The organism is Desulfovibrio sp. (assembly GCF_019424165.1).
Taxonomy (GTDB): Bacteria; Desulfobacterota; Desulfovibrionia; order Desulfovibrionales; family Desulfovibrionaceae; genus Desulfovibrio.
On sequence record NZ_JAHZAA010000047.1, the window covers coordinates 1 to 15106 of the forward strand.

Sequence of the window (15106 nt, forward strand, 5' to 3'; positions counted from 1 at the left end):
AAAACCTGCTTGAAATGGACGTGGTGAACCCCATGTTCGCGGAGGCTGACCTTGTGATAGTGATCGGGGCCAACGACGTTGTGAACCCCGCGGCCAACACGGCCGAAGGCACGCCTATTTACGGCATGCCCATTCTCAAGGCCGACGAGGCCAAAAACATCATCATCTGCAACTATGATGACAAGCCCGGTTATGCGGGGGTGGATAATACCCTGTATGGCAGACCCGGCGTTATCATGATGCTTGGCGATGCCTCGGCGACTATGGACAAGCTCATAAGCATGGTTCAAAAATAGGGCAGCTTTGCCTTAACGTGCCCTGAATAAACAGATACGTTGTCTGGGGGCGCTCTCTTCTTCAGGAAGGGGGCGCCCCCTCGGCGTTGTGGGGCATTGAAGCGCGGCGGCAATGGGCGTATGCATTGCCGGACGGGCCACAGACCGGCCCGTATGCAGGAAAGGCGGTCCGGTCAGATTTTGCCCGGTCCGAGAAGGAAGGATATATGATGACGTTGATAGTGCTTTTTGCCGTGGGCCTGGCGGGTGGCCTGGTGTTCGACTACTTTGATCTGCCCGGCGGTCCCATGACAGGAGCCATGCTGGCCGTGGTTATTTTCAAGACCTTCGGCTCCGTGAGCACGCCCGAAATACCGCACTGGATACGCTATGTGATCTATGGCTGCGTGGGGGTGATTGTGGGCAATATGTACAGCCCTGACATGCTGACTGTGATCCGCTCCACATGGCCCATAATGCTGCTGTCTACCACCATCATACTGCTGGCGGGCCTGTTTTGCGCCTGGGTGAGCATGCGCTTTGGCGGCATGAGCGCCGGGGGGGCGTATCTTGCCACCAGCCCGGGCGGTTTTAATGCCATTGTGGCGCTGGCAGGGGATGCGGGCAATGAGGCTCCTGTGGTGATGGTGTACCATCTGGTGCGCATCTATGCCATTGTGCTGCTGTCTCCTCTGGTCGCAAAACTGCTGACAGCCCTTATAAAGTAAGGCGAAAAACCTGCCTGCCCGCAGGTTCAAAAGCTCCGGCTGGAGGAATTGTCACGATTGCCTCCAGCCGGTTTTTTCATGTCGTAAGCTTACAGTTCCGCCCGCACGCGCAGGGCGGCGGCAACCATATTCTCCAGGGCGGGCCAGGCTTCTTCCCATTGGCGGGTCTTGAGGCCGCAGTCCGGATTGACCCAGAGCCGGTCTTTATCCACATGCTTCAGGGCAAGACGCAGCAGACGCGCCATTTCGTCGGCCGTGGGAATACGCGGGCTGTGGATATCATACACGCCGGGACCGACCTGGCCGTCATAATGAAAGCGGGTAAAGGCATCCAGCAGCTCCATGCCGCTGCGGCTGGATTCGATGCTGATGACGTCCGCGTCCATGCGCGCAATGGAAGGCAGAATGGCGTTGAACTCGCTGTAACACATATGGGTATGTATCTGTGTGCGGTCTTCCACCCCGGTGGAGGCCAGCAAAAAGGCGTCCACAGCCCACTGCAGGTATTTTTCGGCTTCAAGCGCCGTCAGGGGCATGCCTTCGCGCAGGGCGGCCTCGTCAATCTGGATCACGCCAATGCCCGCCTTTTCAAGGTCCTGCACCTCGTCGCGAATAGCCAGTGCAATCTGGCGGCACACTTCGCTACGGGGCAGGTCATCACGCACAAAGCTCCAGCAGAGAATGGTCACCGGGCCGGTAAGCATGCCTTTGACAGGTTTTTGCGTCAGGGACTGCGCGTAGCGCGCCCAGCGTACCGTCATGGGCTCCTTGCGGTACACATCACCGTAAATGACAGGCGGCTTGACGCAACGGCTGCCGTAGCTCTGCACCCACCCGTTGCGGGTAAAGCAGAATCCGCCCAGTTGCTGGCCGAAGTATTCCACCATGTCGTTACGCTCGGCTTCGCCGTGAACCAGCACATCCAGGCCCAGAACCTCCTGCTTTTTGATGCAGGCGGCTATTTCTTCCTGAATGGCCGCTTCATAGGCGGGCCTGCCCATCTGGCCCTGTCTGAAGGCCCGGCGCGTTTTACGGATGCTCTCGGTTTGCGGAAAAGAGCCGATGGTCGTTGTGGGCAGAAGGGGCAGGCGCAGCCAGTCCTGGGCAGCGCGCCGCGCACCGCGGCAAGAGCGGCGCTCCAGCATGTCCGGGGTAATGGCTGCCGTGCGTTGGCGCACGGCTGGCTGCACCGTGCCTTCATACTGCCTGGCGTTTTCCATTTGCGCGGCATTGGCTGCGAGCAGGGTGGAACCGTTGCCGAGGGCAATGGTCTCAAGCTCGGCCAGTTCCGAACATTTCTGTACAGCAAAGGCCATACGGTCCCTGACCGCAAGGGGCAGTTCTGTTTCTTCTGCCAGATCCACCGGGCAGTGCAGAAGAGAGCAGGAGGAACCAAGTAAAACCCGGTCGCTGCCAAGCCTTTTAACGGCGCGTTCCGCAAGGTCCGCTGCCTGTGCGTAGCTGGTTTTCCAGATGTTGCGGCCATTTACAAGGCCCAGGGACAGGGCTATGTCATCGGGCAGGGTCGCCAGAACGTCGTCAAGCTGACCGGGAGCGCGCGCAAGGTCAATATGCAGTGCCGCGCAGCCGCTGTTTACAGCCAGGGGCAGATGCCGCGTCAGCGGACCAAAGTAGGTTGTGAGCATCAGCGCACCCGATGCGGGGCGGGCCGCCGCGTTGAGTGCGGCGTAGGCCGCTGCAAAATGTTCGGCGGCTGCATCGGGCAAAAGGTCGGTGCAAAGAACGGGCTCTTCAATCTGTATCAGCTTGCAGAGGGGGGCCAGCCGTTCGATGAGGGCGACGTAGCCTTTCAGAACCTCATCCAGCCGCGCCCAGGGGGCCTCCTTTGTCTGGCCCTTGGCAAGCGCCAGCCAGGTAAAGGGGCCGATAACGGCCGCCTTGGGGCTGAAACCCAAAGCGGCAGCCCGTGTTGTGGCCTCCAGCACGGGGTGCTCACCAGGAGTCCACACAGCGTCGGTTTCTATTTCCGGCACAAGGTAGTGATAGTTGGTGTCAAACCACTTGGTCATTTCCATAGCCGGGATGTTGCGCGCAGCATCGCCGCGCGCCATGGCAAAGTAGCGTGTCGTCACGTCTTTGCCGCCCCGGCCGCAGGGCGCAAAGCGCGAAGGAACGGCCCCGAGCATGAGGCTTGTGTCCAGCATGCGGTCATACAGGGAAAAGTCGCCGGTGGTGACGTGGGTCAGCCCGGCAAGCTGCTGGATGTGCCAGTGCTGCTGCTGAAGGCTGTGGGTCGTTTCAGTAAGCGTTTGGGCGCAGGTATCGCCCCGCCAGAAGGACTCAAGAACCTGCTTGAGTTCACGCTGCCTGCCGATGGAAGGAAAGCCGAGAATGTGGGTCTGCATGGGTGCTCCTTTCATATGGTGTTGAAAGGGCAGTCTTTTCACGCGGAGAGCGTTTATACCTGAAGGGGGCCGGGCTGCCGCCCAACCGTCGCTTCACGACAGGTATGAAAACCTGCCGGCATGTGCATCACGGATGCCGCATGACTTCGGCCGGGCGTAAAAGCCGGGCCTGGCGCTTGCCTGAACGCGAGACAGTACTGCCGTACCGCCGGGTGGCGGCTGTGATGAGGCGTCTCCTGGCTTCCGGCCCCTGCGCGTTGTGTTGCGCGTGGCCGCGCCTTCCCGTTCATGCGCGATTTTTGAGATCACGCTAAAATACCTGTAAGGCAAAACCGTTACGCGCAGTCAGAATACGCCTGCACGCAGAGGCCTGTTGTGTTCTCACGGGTATTGCAAAGCACGGATGCTTTCAGTGAACAGTGGCGCAGCGCGGGTATATGCCGGTTACAGTGGCGCGTCCGCAGCGGATTTTCACCGCTTTCCGTTTCCCATCACTATATTAAGATAAGTTGATATATGAAGAGGAAATCTGTGTCAAGTGCGGCGTGGATGCGTAATGCAAATTTTTAGGTTGAAAACAGGCGCGCGGATGATGCCCGTACCAGGGGCTGTGGCGGCAGGATTGTCGTGGAGGGCAGACCGAAGATGGTAGCGCACCGGAGCTGTCACGGCATGCCGCGAGTCCTCGCGGTGCGGAAAACTACGGATGGAGGCAGCAGAGATACTTGAGCCGTTTTGCACTCAAAAAGGTTGGGGCTGAACCCTTGCGGAACTCTCCAGCCTTTGTCGTGGTGTGTGGAAAAAGGCAGCCTGACAGGGCAGACGCGCCCAATGGCCGGAGCAGCGGTTGCGCCCGCAGACCAATGGCAGGCGAGTCCAATATCTGATCCGGCAGGTCTAGTCCTGGCGGGTCAGGTGGTAGATGGCGGGAACCATATACATAAGGCTGACCGTTTGTTGTGCGGGGTTGTAGCGTGTAGCCACGATGACCGTGCCGAGATTCCAGATGTGGCCGTCGTCCCCTTCTCCGGCTGCTGGCGGCCCGAAGCGTTCGCTGACCATGTGCACGATGCTCTGGGCCGTGTCCTTGTGGGGGGCGGCATATTCCAGATCTACAAAGCCCAGAGGCGCGGGCCTGCCCGGCCCGTAGCAGAGAGCCATCTGCCGCGCGCCGGGGACAAGAGCGCCGGGGACATACAGGTCGCAGATATAGGCGTCGTCCTGCCGGGACGGTTGCATACCGGCCCTGGAAAGCGTGTCACGCATGGCCGTGCGGTTGGCCGAATCCAGCCTTTGACCGAAAAGCACGGCCCCGTGCCGTGTACCGGAGGCTTCGGCCAGGGCCTCCAGCTCTTTCATGGCATGAACAGAACCGCGCATGGCCGCCGCATAGAGTAAAAGTGTGGCCCGTGCCGGATTTTTCTCCACACCTTGCCCGGCACTGTAGAGATGCCCCAGCCGGGCCAGCGCGTCGATCTGCTGCTGGGCCGCTGCGCGGCTGTACCATGCAGCGGCGGCCTTGTAGTCCTGCGATACGCCGTGACCGCTTTCATACATAAGCCCCAGATTGTACTGGGCTTCGGGCTGGCCTTGCCGGGCCGCGAGGTCAAACCAGCGGGCGGCCTCGTGGGGGTTGGCTTCAATGCCGCGCCCCTGTTCCAGCATGCGGCCATAATTGCTCATGCCTGAAGGATGTCCCGCCGCCGCAGACCGGGCAAACCAGTGCAGGGCGCGCCCTTCGTCAGGCTCTACCCCCAGGCCGAGATCATAAAGCACGCCCAGGTTGTTCATGGACTGCCCGTCGCCGCCATCAGCAAGGTGCTGCCAGATGCCTCGCGCCTGAGCGAAATCACCTTTCTGGTAGGCCTCATTGGCCTGTGCTTCGGGGCTGCCGGGGGTAAAAAGGCTTTCTGCCTTTGGGGTTTCCGGCATCTGCGGGGGGGCGTGTTCTTCTTCCGCAACCGGAGACGGCACGACAACAGGCGCACCGGTATGATCAGTTACCGGGGAAGCGTCCGGGCCGGGTTTTTCCGTAGCCTTGGGGGGCCGGGGCTGACGCCGTGCCTTTTCCTGCCGCTGCCGCTCCCTTTCCGCATTTTGCTGTTTCTGGCGCAACTGCGCTTCAGGCGACTGTGGCTGCATATCGGCCACGGCACGAGCCTGAGCGCGATTGCCGGACGCGCCCGGAACCGGGGCAGGGGCCACAGGGGCTACGGGCGCGGGCGGCGCTACCGGAGCCGGCGGCGGCACGGGGATGGGACCGGGAGGCATGGGTGTCCCATTGGGTGCTGTGCCGGTCAGGCTGCCGCTGTGCATTGGCGTTGAGGGCCGGTTTGCAGTGCTCTGCGGGGCGGCCGTTGCGTTGTCTGAAGGCGTGTCAGTGTGGCCGCCAAAGAGAAAACCCATAATCTCGCGGGTGGGGGAGACTTGCCGGGCATCATTTCCGGTGTCCTGCGCACTTGCGGTTTGCCCGGCATTGCCGCTTCGACCACCTGGCTCACTCCATCCGGGCCTTTGCTGCCCACCGGAGGGCTGGAGCTGCGGAGCCTGAACCACCGGGGCCTGAATGGTCGGCACCGTGACAGTAGGAACGGGCACGACAGGTTCATGTACCCTGGGTTCGGCAGGGGTGGGTGTGGGGATGGAGGCGGCAGCCGCCAGGGCCGGGCGCGGCCCCCATGCATACGCGGCGGCAAGGCTTGTACCCGGCAGGTCCGGTGGCAGGGCGCACAGGACCAGAGCGCATTGGGCCAGGGCGCACAGGGCCAGGGTATGCAGGCAACGCGCGCGCAAGGCAAAAAGGCGGGCCTTGAAAGTACACAGGGCGGAAGAAAAAAATCCACCAGGGGCAAGCCCCCGCAATACCGTCATGGTAGCCTTGAGGGGGGTGTTTCTGCACCTTGCGGAGCCTGTGGGCGCCGTTATGTCATGGCGTTTGTCCCGGCGCATATAGCTGTTCCGTTTGCGTTCTGCCAGTTCTTGTGCCTTTGGCCGGGCTGCGCGGTCGCGCCTGCAATGTGGGTACGCAGCGCAACCGCCCGGAAGGGCATATGGCGCGCTATGGCCATAACGCGGGATAGCGCTGTGCATGTTTTGGCCCAGGCCGCTACCGGCCTGCCCCGTCTTTTCGCCCGGCGGTCTTTTTGTCCATTGCCGGGAAGAGGCGGGTGCCCCACAAGCCGTTTTTACGGCAAAGGTACACAGTCGGCGTTTACCGCAGTATTTTAGGGTTTACGCTTGGGGCAGTTAAAGTTGTTGAAGTCCGTTTCTGTCTTGTCAGTCACGCGTTCATCAAAAACCAGGGCGTGACCGCGCCAGTCGCGGATGACCGCATTGATTCTTTCCATATTCACGTAGGCCAGCAGGGCGGGCCAGCGGTCGGCCATGTCGCGCAGCATACGGGCATAGGTTACTTCGCCGCCGTGGAAGCCGTCAACAAATTCACAGTCGCCGGAGCCGAAGGTGCGCGGGTCTGTAAAGTCCACCATTTCTATGCCGCGCGCCATCAGGGCCTCTTTGAGGTGGAAAAGGTGGGGGTAGTCCGCCTCGCGCTGGCGCATGGCGTCCAGTACTTTGGTCGACAGGGGCGAAATAAAGACAAAAGTAGCGATGCCCCGTGATTTGAGGCGGCAGTAAATTTCAGCAAAGGCGTCCACATGGGCGGAGCTTATGCCGCCAGGGTCGCGGCTGCCCTCAAGGGGCCGGGCGTGGAAAAAGGCCTTGATGCCGTGCCGCACCTGAGTGAGGGTGTCTTCAAACTGGTAGTCAAAGGGGCGTTTTTGGCCTGTGGTTTCGGCAGTGTAGTACCACGAACCGTCAGGGCCGAAACCGTCATCGGTTTGTTGCGCCATGATGCCGTAACGTCCGGCGCGAAAGCCCCCGGCGGATTCCAGCAGTACCGGGGCAATGAAGTCGTGAAGGGAAACCTTGCCTTCCAGCAGCCAGGCCCAGGGTTTTTTCAGGCTTTCAAACCCGTAATTGTAGGAACCGCTGGTGGGCGGCTCATCCTTGAACGGGTCGGGATGCCACTGAGGCATGAACCACCAGAAATCCAGGCCGATGATGAGGGCCTCGGGCCGGTGCTCGGCCAGCATGGCGTCAATGGTGGACCGCAGCACGGAGAGGTTGCCCGCCGTGCCGCCCACGTTGAGGAAGGACTTGCGGAAATAGGCCGAACGGAACTGCATGACCCGCGAAGAGCCGACCGCCGCGATTTCCGGCTTGAGCTTGGCATATAACTGGAGCTTGTAGTCCACAAAGTCCTGTGAAACGCCGGAGCCGAAAATGGCAAAGCGCCCGGCAGCCTGATCTTCCACGGCGCGTTCCACAGCCACGTCGCCGCTTTTGTAGAGCCACCACACGGTATAGGGCAGCACCAAAAGGCAGGCCGCCACGACAAGAAGCAGCAGTACGCGGAAGTAGCGGTGAAGGTAGGCGGCTTCGGTGAGAATTTTGCTCATGATGTGTCCGCCCCTCTAGAATTGAAAGTACAGGAAGGTCGCCTTGCGCGACACCAGAATAAGGGTCACGAATGCGAGGCAGGCCAGGCCCGTTGCCCAGGCCGCCGATGGCCGCCAGCTCAGCAGCGGGCGTGTGCCGTCGCGCTTGCCGTGCAGCAGTTCGTGGCTGTTGGGGAAGGCCCATACAAGCACAAGGCTTATGCCAAGCAGGGCAAAGGGCATCCAGCCCTGAAAGTAGTTGTTGGGCAGCCAGCGGGCGGCCAGTGCGCCCATTGCCGAAAGGCCGGAATGGTCCGCTACAAGCCCGGCGGCTTCAGCCGTGAACGGCCCGGCAAACATGGCCCCGTACATGGTCACAGCCCCGTCAAGGCTCACGGTGCGAAAGACCACCCAGCACAGGTTGATGCACATGAACGTGAAAAAAATGAAGAAGATGCGTAAGGGCAGCGTAGCCAGAACCCGCTCCGTCAGGCTGCCCTTGATGCAGGCGCGGAAAAAGTGGTTGATGCTCAGCATGGCCCCGTGCAGCGCGCCCCATATGATGAATGTCCAGCCCGCGCCGTGCCAGGCCCCGCCTATGAGCATGGTCAGAAAGAGGTTGCGGTACTGCATGACCCGCCCTTTGCGGTTACCGCCCAGGGGGATGTACAGAAAGTCTCGCAGCCAGGAACTCAGGGTGATGTGCCAGCGCCGCCAGAAGTCAACAATGCCCGTTGCCTTGTAGGGCGAATCAAAGTTTTCCGGCAGCCGCAGGCCCAGCATGAGGCCAAGGCCGATGGCCATATCGGTATAGCCGGAAAAGTCGAAGTACAACTGAAAGGTATAGCAGAAAGAACCCAGCCAGGCTTCGGCCCCGCTGACGGGAAAGGCTTTTTCCGCCGCATTGAATACGGCATTGGCGTACACGGCCAGGCCGTCGGCCAGCAGTACTTTTTTGGCCAGCCCGATGGTGAAAAGGGTGAACCCCTGGGCCAGCCCTTCGGAGGTGGAACCGGAAAGTTCGTCAAGCTGCGGTCCCATTTGCTCATAACGCACGATGGGGCCGGAAATCACGTAGGGAAAACAGGCCGAAAAAAGCGCGTGCCGTGAAAGGCCCTGGGGCGTTACCTGCCGCCGGTATACGCTGACGAGCCAGGCGATCTGTATAAAGGTGTAAAAAGAAATGCCGAGCGGCAGTCCCGGCGGGGTGAAGTTCCACTCCGCGCCCATGAGCAGGGCCAGATTCTGGGCGAAAAACCACGAATACTTGAACCAGAGCAGGGGGAGCAGGTTCAGGATCAGGGCCAGGGTCAGCAGCCCCTTGCGGCTGCATGCCCAGCAACCCAGACGTTTGAGGCCGCCGTTACTGAAAAGCTGGCGGCTGCCGCGCGGGCTGCCGATGGGTTGCCCGTCCGCCCCTGCCTCGCCGTGGGGTGGCGCTGCGTGGGCTGCGCCGTCAGTGCCGGGGCCGGCCGCGGCTGCGCTTTCCGGCGCGGCCAGAGCCAGGGCAAAGGCGTAGTTCATGATCAGTATGCCCGCCAGAAGCAGCAGAAAGGGCAGACCCCAGAGGGCATAAAATACGGTGGAAAAGAGCAGCAGAACAAGGCTCAGCCGTGCGGGGCCGAACCCCGCCGCCAGCCGCCAGCACAGCAGCAGAAGAGGCAGAAACAGAAAAAGAAAGGAATAGGAATTGAACAGCATACGCAGCCTCCCCCCGGAATGCGGACTCTGAAAGCCCCCGGCAGGAAAAGGCCGGGACTCCACAGCAGCACAAACCCGCTACGGCAGACGCTGGGCACAAAAAAGCACTGGGCAAACTGCGGCCCGTGCAACGGCTGGCCGGTAAAAGAAACGCAAGAGCCTTCGCTGCGGTGCCCAGCGGATGTCCGCCGTGAAGGCGCAGGCGTAACGGCGCGGCTAGGGATTCAGTTCTGAGCGGAATTTCCGCGACAGACGAAAGACCATAACTTTGCGCGGGGGCAGGGTAATGGTCTCATCAGTCTTGGGATTACGTCCTTTGCGTGAGGCCTTGTCATAACATTCAAACTTGCCGAAACCGCTGATCAGCAGAGCACGGTCCTTTTTAATGGCCGTTTTCATGATTTCCAGCAGTTTTTCAACCACGTTTTTCACGTCAACGCGGTTTTTGTCGGTTTCTTCGTAGATGGCCTCCACGATATCCGCTTTGGTCAGAGTTTTCTTCATTGTGAGTTCTCCGGCGCGTGTTGTGGCGCTGGTATGTCTGTCACAAACATGGTCCTGACAGGTATGGCCAAATGGTAAATAAAGGCTCACTTCACATGAAGGGCACTTTTGTGTAAAATACACGCAACTAACGGGCAGAGCAAGATTTTTCTTAAAAATTGCCTTCTTGCCGAAAGAATGGCCGCAGTGCGCGCCGCACATGGCTTCACAGGCATCGAGTATATATGAAAACGGTATCTGCCCGAATTTTTTCTTTAACCCTGCCCTGGTTTCTGCCTGCGCCGCATGCTTGTGCGCTCGTGCCGGTCTTTCTTCCTTTCAGGGGCTGCCCGGTGCGTTGCGTTTTTTGTGCGCAGGATGTGCAGACAGGTTTCGTTTCTGCGGCGTGTCCGGCAGGGGCAGAACCCGATAATGCTTTTGCGCCGCGCACTGCCCTGGCTACTGCTGCGGGCCACTCTCTCCCGTCTCCTCCGCGTCCGTCTCTGCCGCTTGATGCCCTGTTGCATGAAACGCGGGGCAATCTTGAGCGCCGTCATGCCCTCGGCCTGCCCCCCGCAGAACTGGCTTTTTACGGCGGCACATTTACCGCCATGCCCGAAGGCGATCAGGCCGCCTGCCTTGATCTGGCTGCCCTGGCGCTTGCGCGGGGCTGGATACGTTCTTTCCGCTGTTCCACACGGCCGGATTGCGTGACCGCTCCTGTGCTTGAGCGCCTGTGCTCGGCGGGTTGCCGCTGTGTGGAACTGGGCGTGCAGAGTTTTTCCGATGCGGCGCTGGCTGCATCGTCGCGCGGGTATGACGGAGCTACGGCCCTGCGCGCCTGCGCTCTTGTAAAGGATGCGGGGCTGACACTGGGCGTTCAGCTTTTGCCGGGCATGCCGGGGCATGCCCCGGCGGATTTTCTGGCTGACGTGCCGCTGGCCTTGCGCGCCGGAGCGGACATGCTGCGCTTCTACCCCTGTCTGGTACTCGAAGGTACGGCCCTTGCGCGTATGTGGCGGCAGGGGACCTACAGCCCGTGGCCGCTTGAGGCGACGCTGGACCTGCTGGCGCAGGGCTGGCTGCTGGCTCAGGCTGCCCATGTGCCTGTGATCCGGATGGGGCTTGCCCCTGAAGCCGCTCTGGACGGGGCTGTGCTGGCCGGGCCTGTTGACCGGTCTTTGGGCAGCCGCGTCATGGGGCGCGCCCTGCTGCGTGCGGTGTGCCGCGCTGTGGAAACGGCGGGCGATGCTTCGGGGGCGTCCTGCGCTCCTGTTCTTTCGCATTTGCGTTTGCCGAAGTCCTGCCAGGGATACATCTGGGGAACGCGGGGCGAGTTGCGCCCCGCCTGGGCCGCTCTGGGACTTGAGCCGAAAAACGCGCGTTTTGATACTGCCTGCGGGCAGACCCTCTTGCTGACCCTCACCTGTTCCTGATTACAAGCTGCTCTGGGCTGTTCCGACCCTCCTGGCTTCCGGCCAGATATGGGCGGGCTTTTTTCCGGCATTTTCACGCGGGCTTTCTTGCTGTCCCCTTTGTGGCGGTTTGCCGGACGGCCCGTCTATTGTCATTATTTTTTTATATGATTTTATATATTTAATATGTACGGCTTTTACATTATCCGGTAATAATAATCTTTTTTAAAAAAATGCCTGCCAGGTATAATAAGTTTTGCAATAAAAGCCGAAAAGCTATATAGGTTCAATTAGACTGATACCAGTTTTTTGATTCCTCCTGTTTTTTCCTTCCGGGTCACTTCCTGTCCGCTCCTCTGCCATTGACCTCTCGCAGGCCTGAACAGGCTGTGTTTTTGGCTGTTAATCCACAAGACTTACGAGTTCAAAGGGGCTGTATATGAAAATGGGAATCATGAGCAAAATGATGCTCAACATTTTAGTTCCGTCCATGTTGGGGCTGACCGCAGTGTGCGTTTTCAGCTATTGGCGGGCGGAAACATCGCTGACACAGCAAATAGCGCACGAGCTGAATACGGTTATCGACAAGCAGGTGCATGGCCTTGCCACTGTGCAGCAGATGACGCGCGGTCTCATGAAAACCAGCGCCGAGTCCAATCATGTTAAAAATGCATTGCTTCGCCGCGGCTCTTCGCAGTCCGTTATCGAGGTTGTCTACGATGCCGAGCGGGTACCTTATGGGTCAGAAGACGTGCAGAATGTCCTTGATGACCTTACGGAGCACTTCGGCATAGTGGATGGAGCCGGCCTGCTTGACCTTGAAGGCAGGGTTGTCGCCCATACCAGCAGGGATCTTGTGGGACGGGGCATGGGGGAGCGCCGGTCTGTGAACGCGGCCCTTCAGGGCAACATGGGCATTGAAAACCTGCCCAACCACGCAGGAGAACTCGCCACCATCATCACGACTCCGGTTATGAAGGACGGCAAACCCCAGGGCGTGCTCTATGCATACATGAGCCTTCCTCGCCTGAGCGCCGGAACAACGGATACCATCAAGATCGGAAAGGACGGTTTTTGCGCGGTCTATGACAGCGAGGGCCGGGTGCTCATGCACCCAGACAAGAGCTTGATCGGCACTGACGGCAGCAGTCAGCCCCATGTCAGGGCGGCTCTGAGCAATGGCAGCGGCCGGGTGGTTTATGACCAGAACGATACAGAAATGGTGGCCTATTACCGGCACATGCCGGAAAGCAACTGGCACGTGGTGCTGGTAGGCGACAGAGACGAACTGCTGGAACCTGCCAGAAACCTTCTGAAAGAAAACATGCTCATGGGCGGAGTTGCCATTCTTGTGGTTGGCTGCATCATCATCGTTGTGGCCCGGGGTATTGCGCGCTCCATCAAGGCCGGTGAAAACTATGTGCAGGCCGTTGCCGGCGGCAATTTCAATCCCTCGACGCAGGAAGAAACGGAGCTGGCACAGGCAGCCAGGCGCGGTGACGAGATAGGTGGTCTTTCGAAGGGCATTCAGGGAATGGTAGGCAAGTTGCGCAGTCTGTTCAGCGACAGCGAGGAAAAGAACCGTCTGGCCGAGGTTGCCAAAACTGAAGCCGAAGAAGCCATGGGAGAAGCCCAGGAGGCGCGCAAACAGGCGGAAAACGCCCGGCAGGAAGGCATGCTGGCCGCCGCCGGGCAACTGGAAGCCGTGGCGGGGATTATTTCTTCCGCGTCTACCCAGCTTTCTGCCCAGATCGAGCAGTCCGACCGCAGTGCCGCCGAATCGTCCCAGCGCCTTTCCGAGGCTGCCACGGCCATGAACCAGATGAATGCCACCGTTCAGGAAGTGGCGCACAATGCGGCCGCTGCTTCTTCGGCATCAAAAGAAACCAAGGAAAAGGCCCATGCCGGCGCCCAGATTGTGGAGCAGGCCGTGCGCAGTATAGAAGCAGTACGACATGTGTCGGAAGAGCTTAAAAGCGACATGGCCGAGCTTGGCGAGCATGCCCGGAGCATCACGCGCATCATGAATGTTATTTCAGATATCGCAGACCAGACCAATCTGCTGGCCCTCAATGCGGCCATTGAAGCCGCCCGCGCCGGCGATGCCGGCAGGGGTTTTGCCGTGGTGGCCGACGAGGTGCGCAAGCTGGCTGAAAAGACCATGGCTTCCACCCATGATGTGAGCGCGGCTATCCAGGCCATACAAAACAGTACGGCAAAAAGTATGAGTTCGGCAGACAATGCCGTAAACCAGATCGCGCAGGCAACCGATTACGCCAGCGAGTCCGGCCAGGCCCTGCGGGAAATCGTGGCGACTGTGGAAGGCACTTCGGATCAGGTCAATGCCATCGCCACTGCCAGCGAAGAGCAGTCTGCCGCCAGTGATGAAATCAACCAGAGCATCGTGCAGGTGAACGAGATGGCGCGGCAAAGCGCCATGGCCATGGCCGAGGCCGCGCAGTCTGTCGCAGAATTGGCGGCTCAGGCGCACACTCTCAAGAACCTCATTGCACAAATGAAGCTCGGTTAGCGTTCGGGCAGGCCCGGCACACCGTTGGGCAGTCAGTGCAAGAGTACATGTTAAAAGCCCCCGCGTTCAGGCGCGGGGGCTTTTTGTCATAAAAATCCATAAAAATATTTCCGGGCTACGGAAAAAACGGCCATATCCGGCAGATCGTCCTGAAGCTGGTGACTGGAGGCTGATGCTCGTCGGAGCAGGCTCGTGCGGGACCGGGGTTTTTTGCAAGGCCGGAGTGGTTGCGCATGACGCGCGGATACTGCCTGTGCGGCAAGTCAGGCCCTGGGCCTTCATGCGCCAGGCGTCATGCCCCAACAGTCCTGTGCGCACGTCGGGCGCGCGAGCACCCTGCGCTAACGTCGGGCAGTCTTAAATGCAGGAACCTTGTACACGGGCAGAGGTTTTTCAGATTCTGAGGCAATTTTACGTTGTAATTGCTCTGACGGCTGCGGGAACAGGGTTCGCCGTGCAGGTGCAAGCGCAGTAACGGGCGTGTCGTAAGCTTTGAGGAACTATATTCGTAAGGTTAATCCGTTCTATAAAGAGAGGCGGCCGCCGGGGGCAACCGGCGGCCGAGAGAGGGAGGATGTTCCGATGGTTAGAGGTTTTGTTCAAAGGAGGAGGTTTTCGGGGGGGGGGATCCGGATGGCCTCAATGGGGGCGGAGGGCATCCGAAAAGTTTGTTTTTCCATATATCGTTACCGCCCGTCGGCGGGTTGGCTGGGTTGGCGACGCATTGCCGTTTTGTGCGGCTTTGCTGCTCCCGCCCGGCTTTTCCAGAGCGGAAACTCTTGCGGGTTTACCCCGCCACAGGGCGTTTACTTGTGGCCTGGACTCAACAGATTCTTTAATGTCTGCCATTCCATGGCGGCGTCGCGCACAGCCGAAATCTTGTTTATACAGCCTTGGCGCTTTTCTGCCGCTTCGCCTATGTACTTTCCGGCGTATGCCTTTGTTGGCAGGCCGGAGTTGGAAGCCGATTTATGCGCTATTGGAACCATATTAAATTTGTATAATGTGAATACGGGTTTGTTTGAAACACTATTTGTTATTATATGTCTCTATTCCATTTCCGTAGTCTTGCTTAAAGATTAGCAATTGGTGTGCCAAAGGGGAACTATCAGGCGATTATATGATTAATATATTGAATTTAAAGTATTTATTATGCTAATGGCGATGGG

The 15106-nt window shown here is 59.5% G+C and carries 9 protein-coding genes and 1 riboswitch; of the genes, 4 read left to right on the forward strand and 5 right to left on the reverse strand.

Features of this window, described 5'->3' with window-relative positions:
* On the forward strand, positions 1-296 hold a 296-nt coding region (locus QZ377_RS11675), incomplete at its 5' end, for an NAD(P)(+) transhydrogenase (Re/Si-specific) subunit beta (protein WP_291441312.1).
* Between the two features lie 206 nt (positions 297-502).
* Positions 503-1003 carry an AbrB family transcriptional regulator gene (locus tag QZ377_RS11680; RefSeq protein ID WP_365855051.1) on the forward strand — a complete coding sequence of 167 codons (501 nt, stop codon included), beginning with the start codon at positions 503-505 and terminating at the stop codon, positions 1001-1003.
* A gap of 89 nt (positions 1004-1092) precedes the next feature.
* On the opposite strand, the gene metE is transcribed toward QZ377_RS11680, so the two are convergent.
* The 5 genes from metE to QZ377_RS11705 form a co-directional block, all read right to left on the reverse strand.
* Positions 1093-3369 (reverse strand): 5-methyltetrahydropteroyltriglutamate--homocysteine S-methyltransferase, encoded by a 2277-nt coding sequence (metE, locus tag QZ377_RS11685; RefSeq protein WP_291441314.1) that lies wholly within the window; start codon positions 3367-3369, stop codon positions 1093-1095.
* Positions 3370-3579: 210 nt separating this feature from the next.
* Positions 3580-3897: riboswitch (cobalamin riboswitch) on the reverse strand.
* Between the two features lie 369 nt (positions 3898-4266).
* A complete protein-coding gene (locus QZ377_RS11690) occupies positions 4267-6318 on the reverse strand; it encodes a hypothetical protein (protein WP_291441315.1) in 2052 nt (683 codons plus the stop codon).
* A gap of 275 nt (positions 6319-6593) precedes the next feature.
* Positions 6594-7829 (reverse strand): hypothetical protein, encoded by a 1236-nt coding sequence (locus QZ377_RS11695; protein ID WP_291441316.1) that lies wholly within the window; start codon positions 7827-7829, stop codon positions 6594-6596.
* A gap of 15 nt (positions 7830-7844) precedes the next feature.
* Positions 7845-9509 carry an MBOAT family O-acyltransferase gene (locus tag QZ377_RS11700; RefSeq protein WP_291441317.1) on the reverse strand — a complete coding sequence of 555 codons (1665 nt, stop codon included), beginning with the start codon at positions 9507-9509 and terminating at the stop codon, positions 7845-7847.
* Between the two features lie 216 nt (positions 9510-9725).
* Positions 9726-10013 (reverse strand): integration host factor subunit alpha, encoded by a 288-nt coding sequence (locus tag QZ377_RS11705; RefSeq protein ID WP_012623831.1) that lies wholly within the window; start codon positions 10011-10013, stop codon positions 9726-9728.
* Positions 10014-10237: 224 nt separating this feature from the next.
* Here QZ377_RS11705 and QZ377_RS11710 point away from each other — a divergent pair, with 224 nt between their 5' ends.
* Both QZ377_RS11710 and QZ377_RS11715 read left to right on the forward strand, forming a co-directional pair.
* Complete coding sequence (locus QZ377_RS11710) at positions 10238-11428, forward strand: radical SAM protein (protein WP_291441318.1); 1191 nt, start codon at positions 10238-10240, stop codon at positions 11426-11428.
* Positions 11429-11846: 418 nt separating this feature from the next.
* Positions 11847-13937: a methyl-accepting chemotaxis protein gene (locus tag QZ377_RS11715; RefSeq protein WP_291441319.1), complete on the forward strand. Its 2091-nt coding sequence runs from the start codon at positions 11847-11849 to the stop codon at positions 13935-13937.
* Positions 13938-15106 lie beyond the last annotated feature (1169 nt).

What these genes read in the sequence shown, in the direction of transcription:
- QZ377_RS11680 (WP_365855051.1), top strand. Translation starts at nt 503, where the DNA reads ATGATGACGTTGATAGTGCTTTTTGCCGTGGGCCTGGCGGGTGGCCTG.
- metE (WP_291441314.1), bottom strand. Translation starts at nt 3,369, where the DNA reads ATGCAGACCCACATTCTCGGCTTTCCTTCCATCGGCAGGCAGCGTGAA.
- QZ377_RS11690 (WP_291441315.1), bottom strand. Translation starts at nt 6,318, where the DNA reads ATGCGCCGGGACAAACGCCATGACATAACGGCGCCCACAGGCTCCGCA.
- QZ377_RS11695 (WP_291441316.1), bottom strand. Translation starts at nt 7,829, where the DNA reads ATGAGCAAAATTCTCACCGAAGCCGCCTACCTTCACCGCTACTTCCGC.
- QZ377_RS11700 (WP_291441317.1), bottom strand. Translation starts at nt 9,509, where the DNA reads ATGCTGTTCAATTCCTATTCCTTTCTTTTTCTGTTTCTGCCTCTTCTG.
- QZ377_RS11705 (WP_012623831.1), bottom strand. Translation starts at nt 10,013, where the DNA reads ATGAAGAAAACTCTGACCAAAGCGGATATCGTGGAGGCCATCTACGAA.
- QZ377_RS11710 (WP_291441318.1), top strand. Translation starts at nt 10,238, where the DNA reads ATGAAAACGGTATCTGCCCGAATTTTTTCTTTAACCCTGCCCTGGTTT.
- QZ377_RS11715 (WP_291441319.1), top strand. Translation starts at nt 11,847, where the DNA reads ATGAAAATGGGAATCATGAGCAAAATGATGCTCAACATTTTAGTTCCG.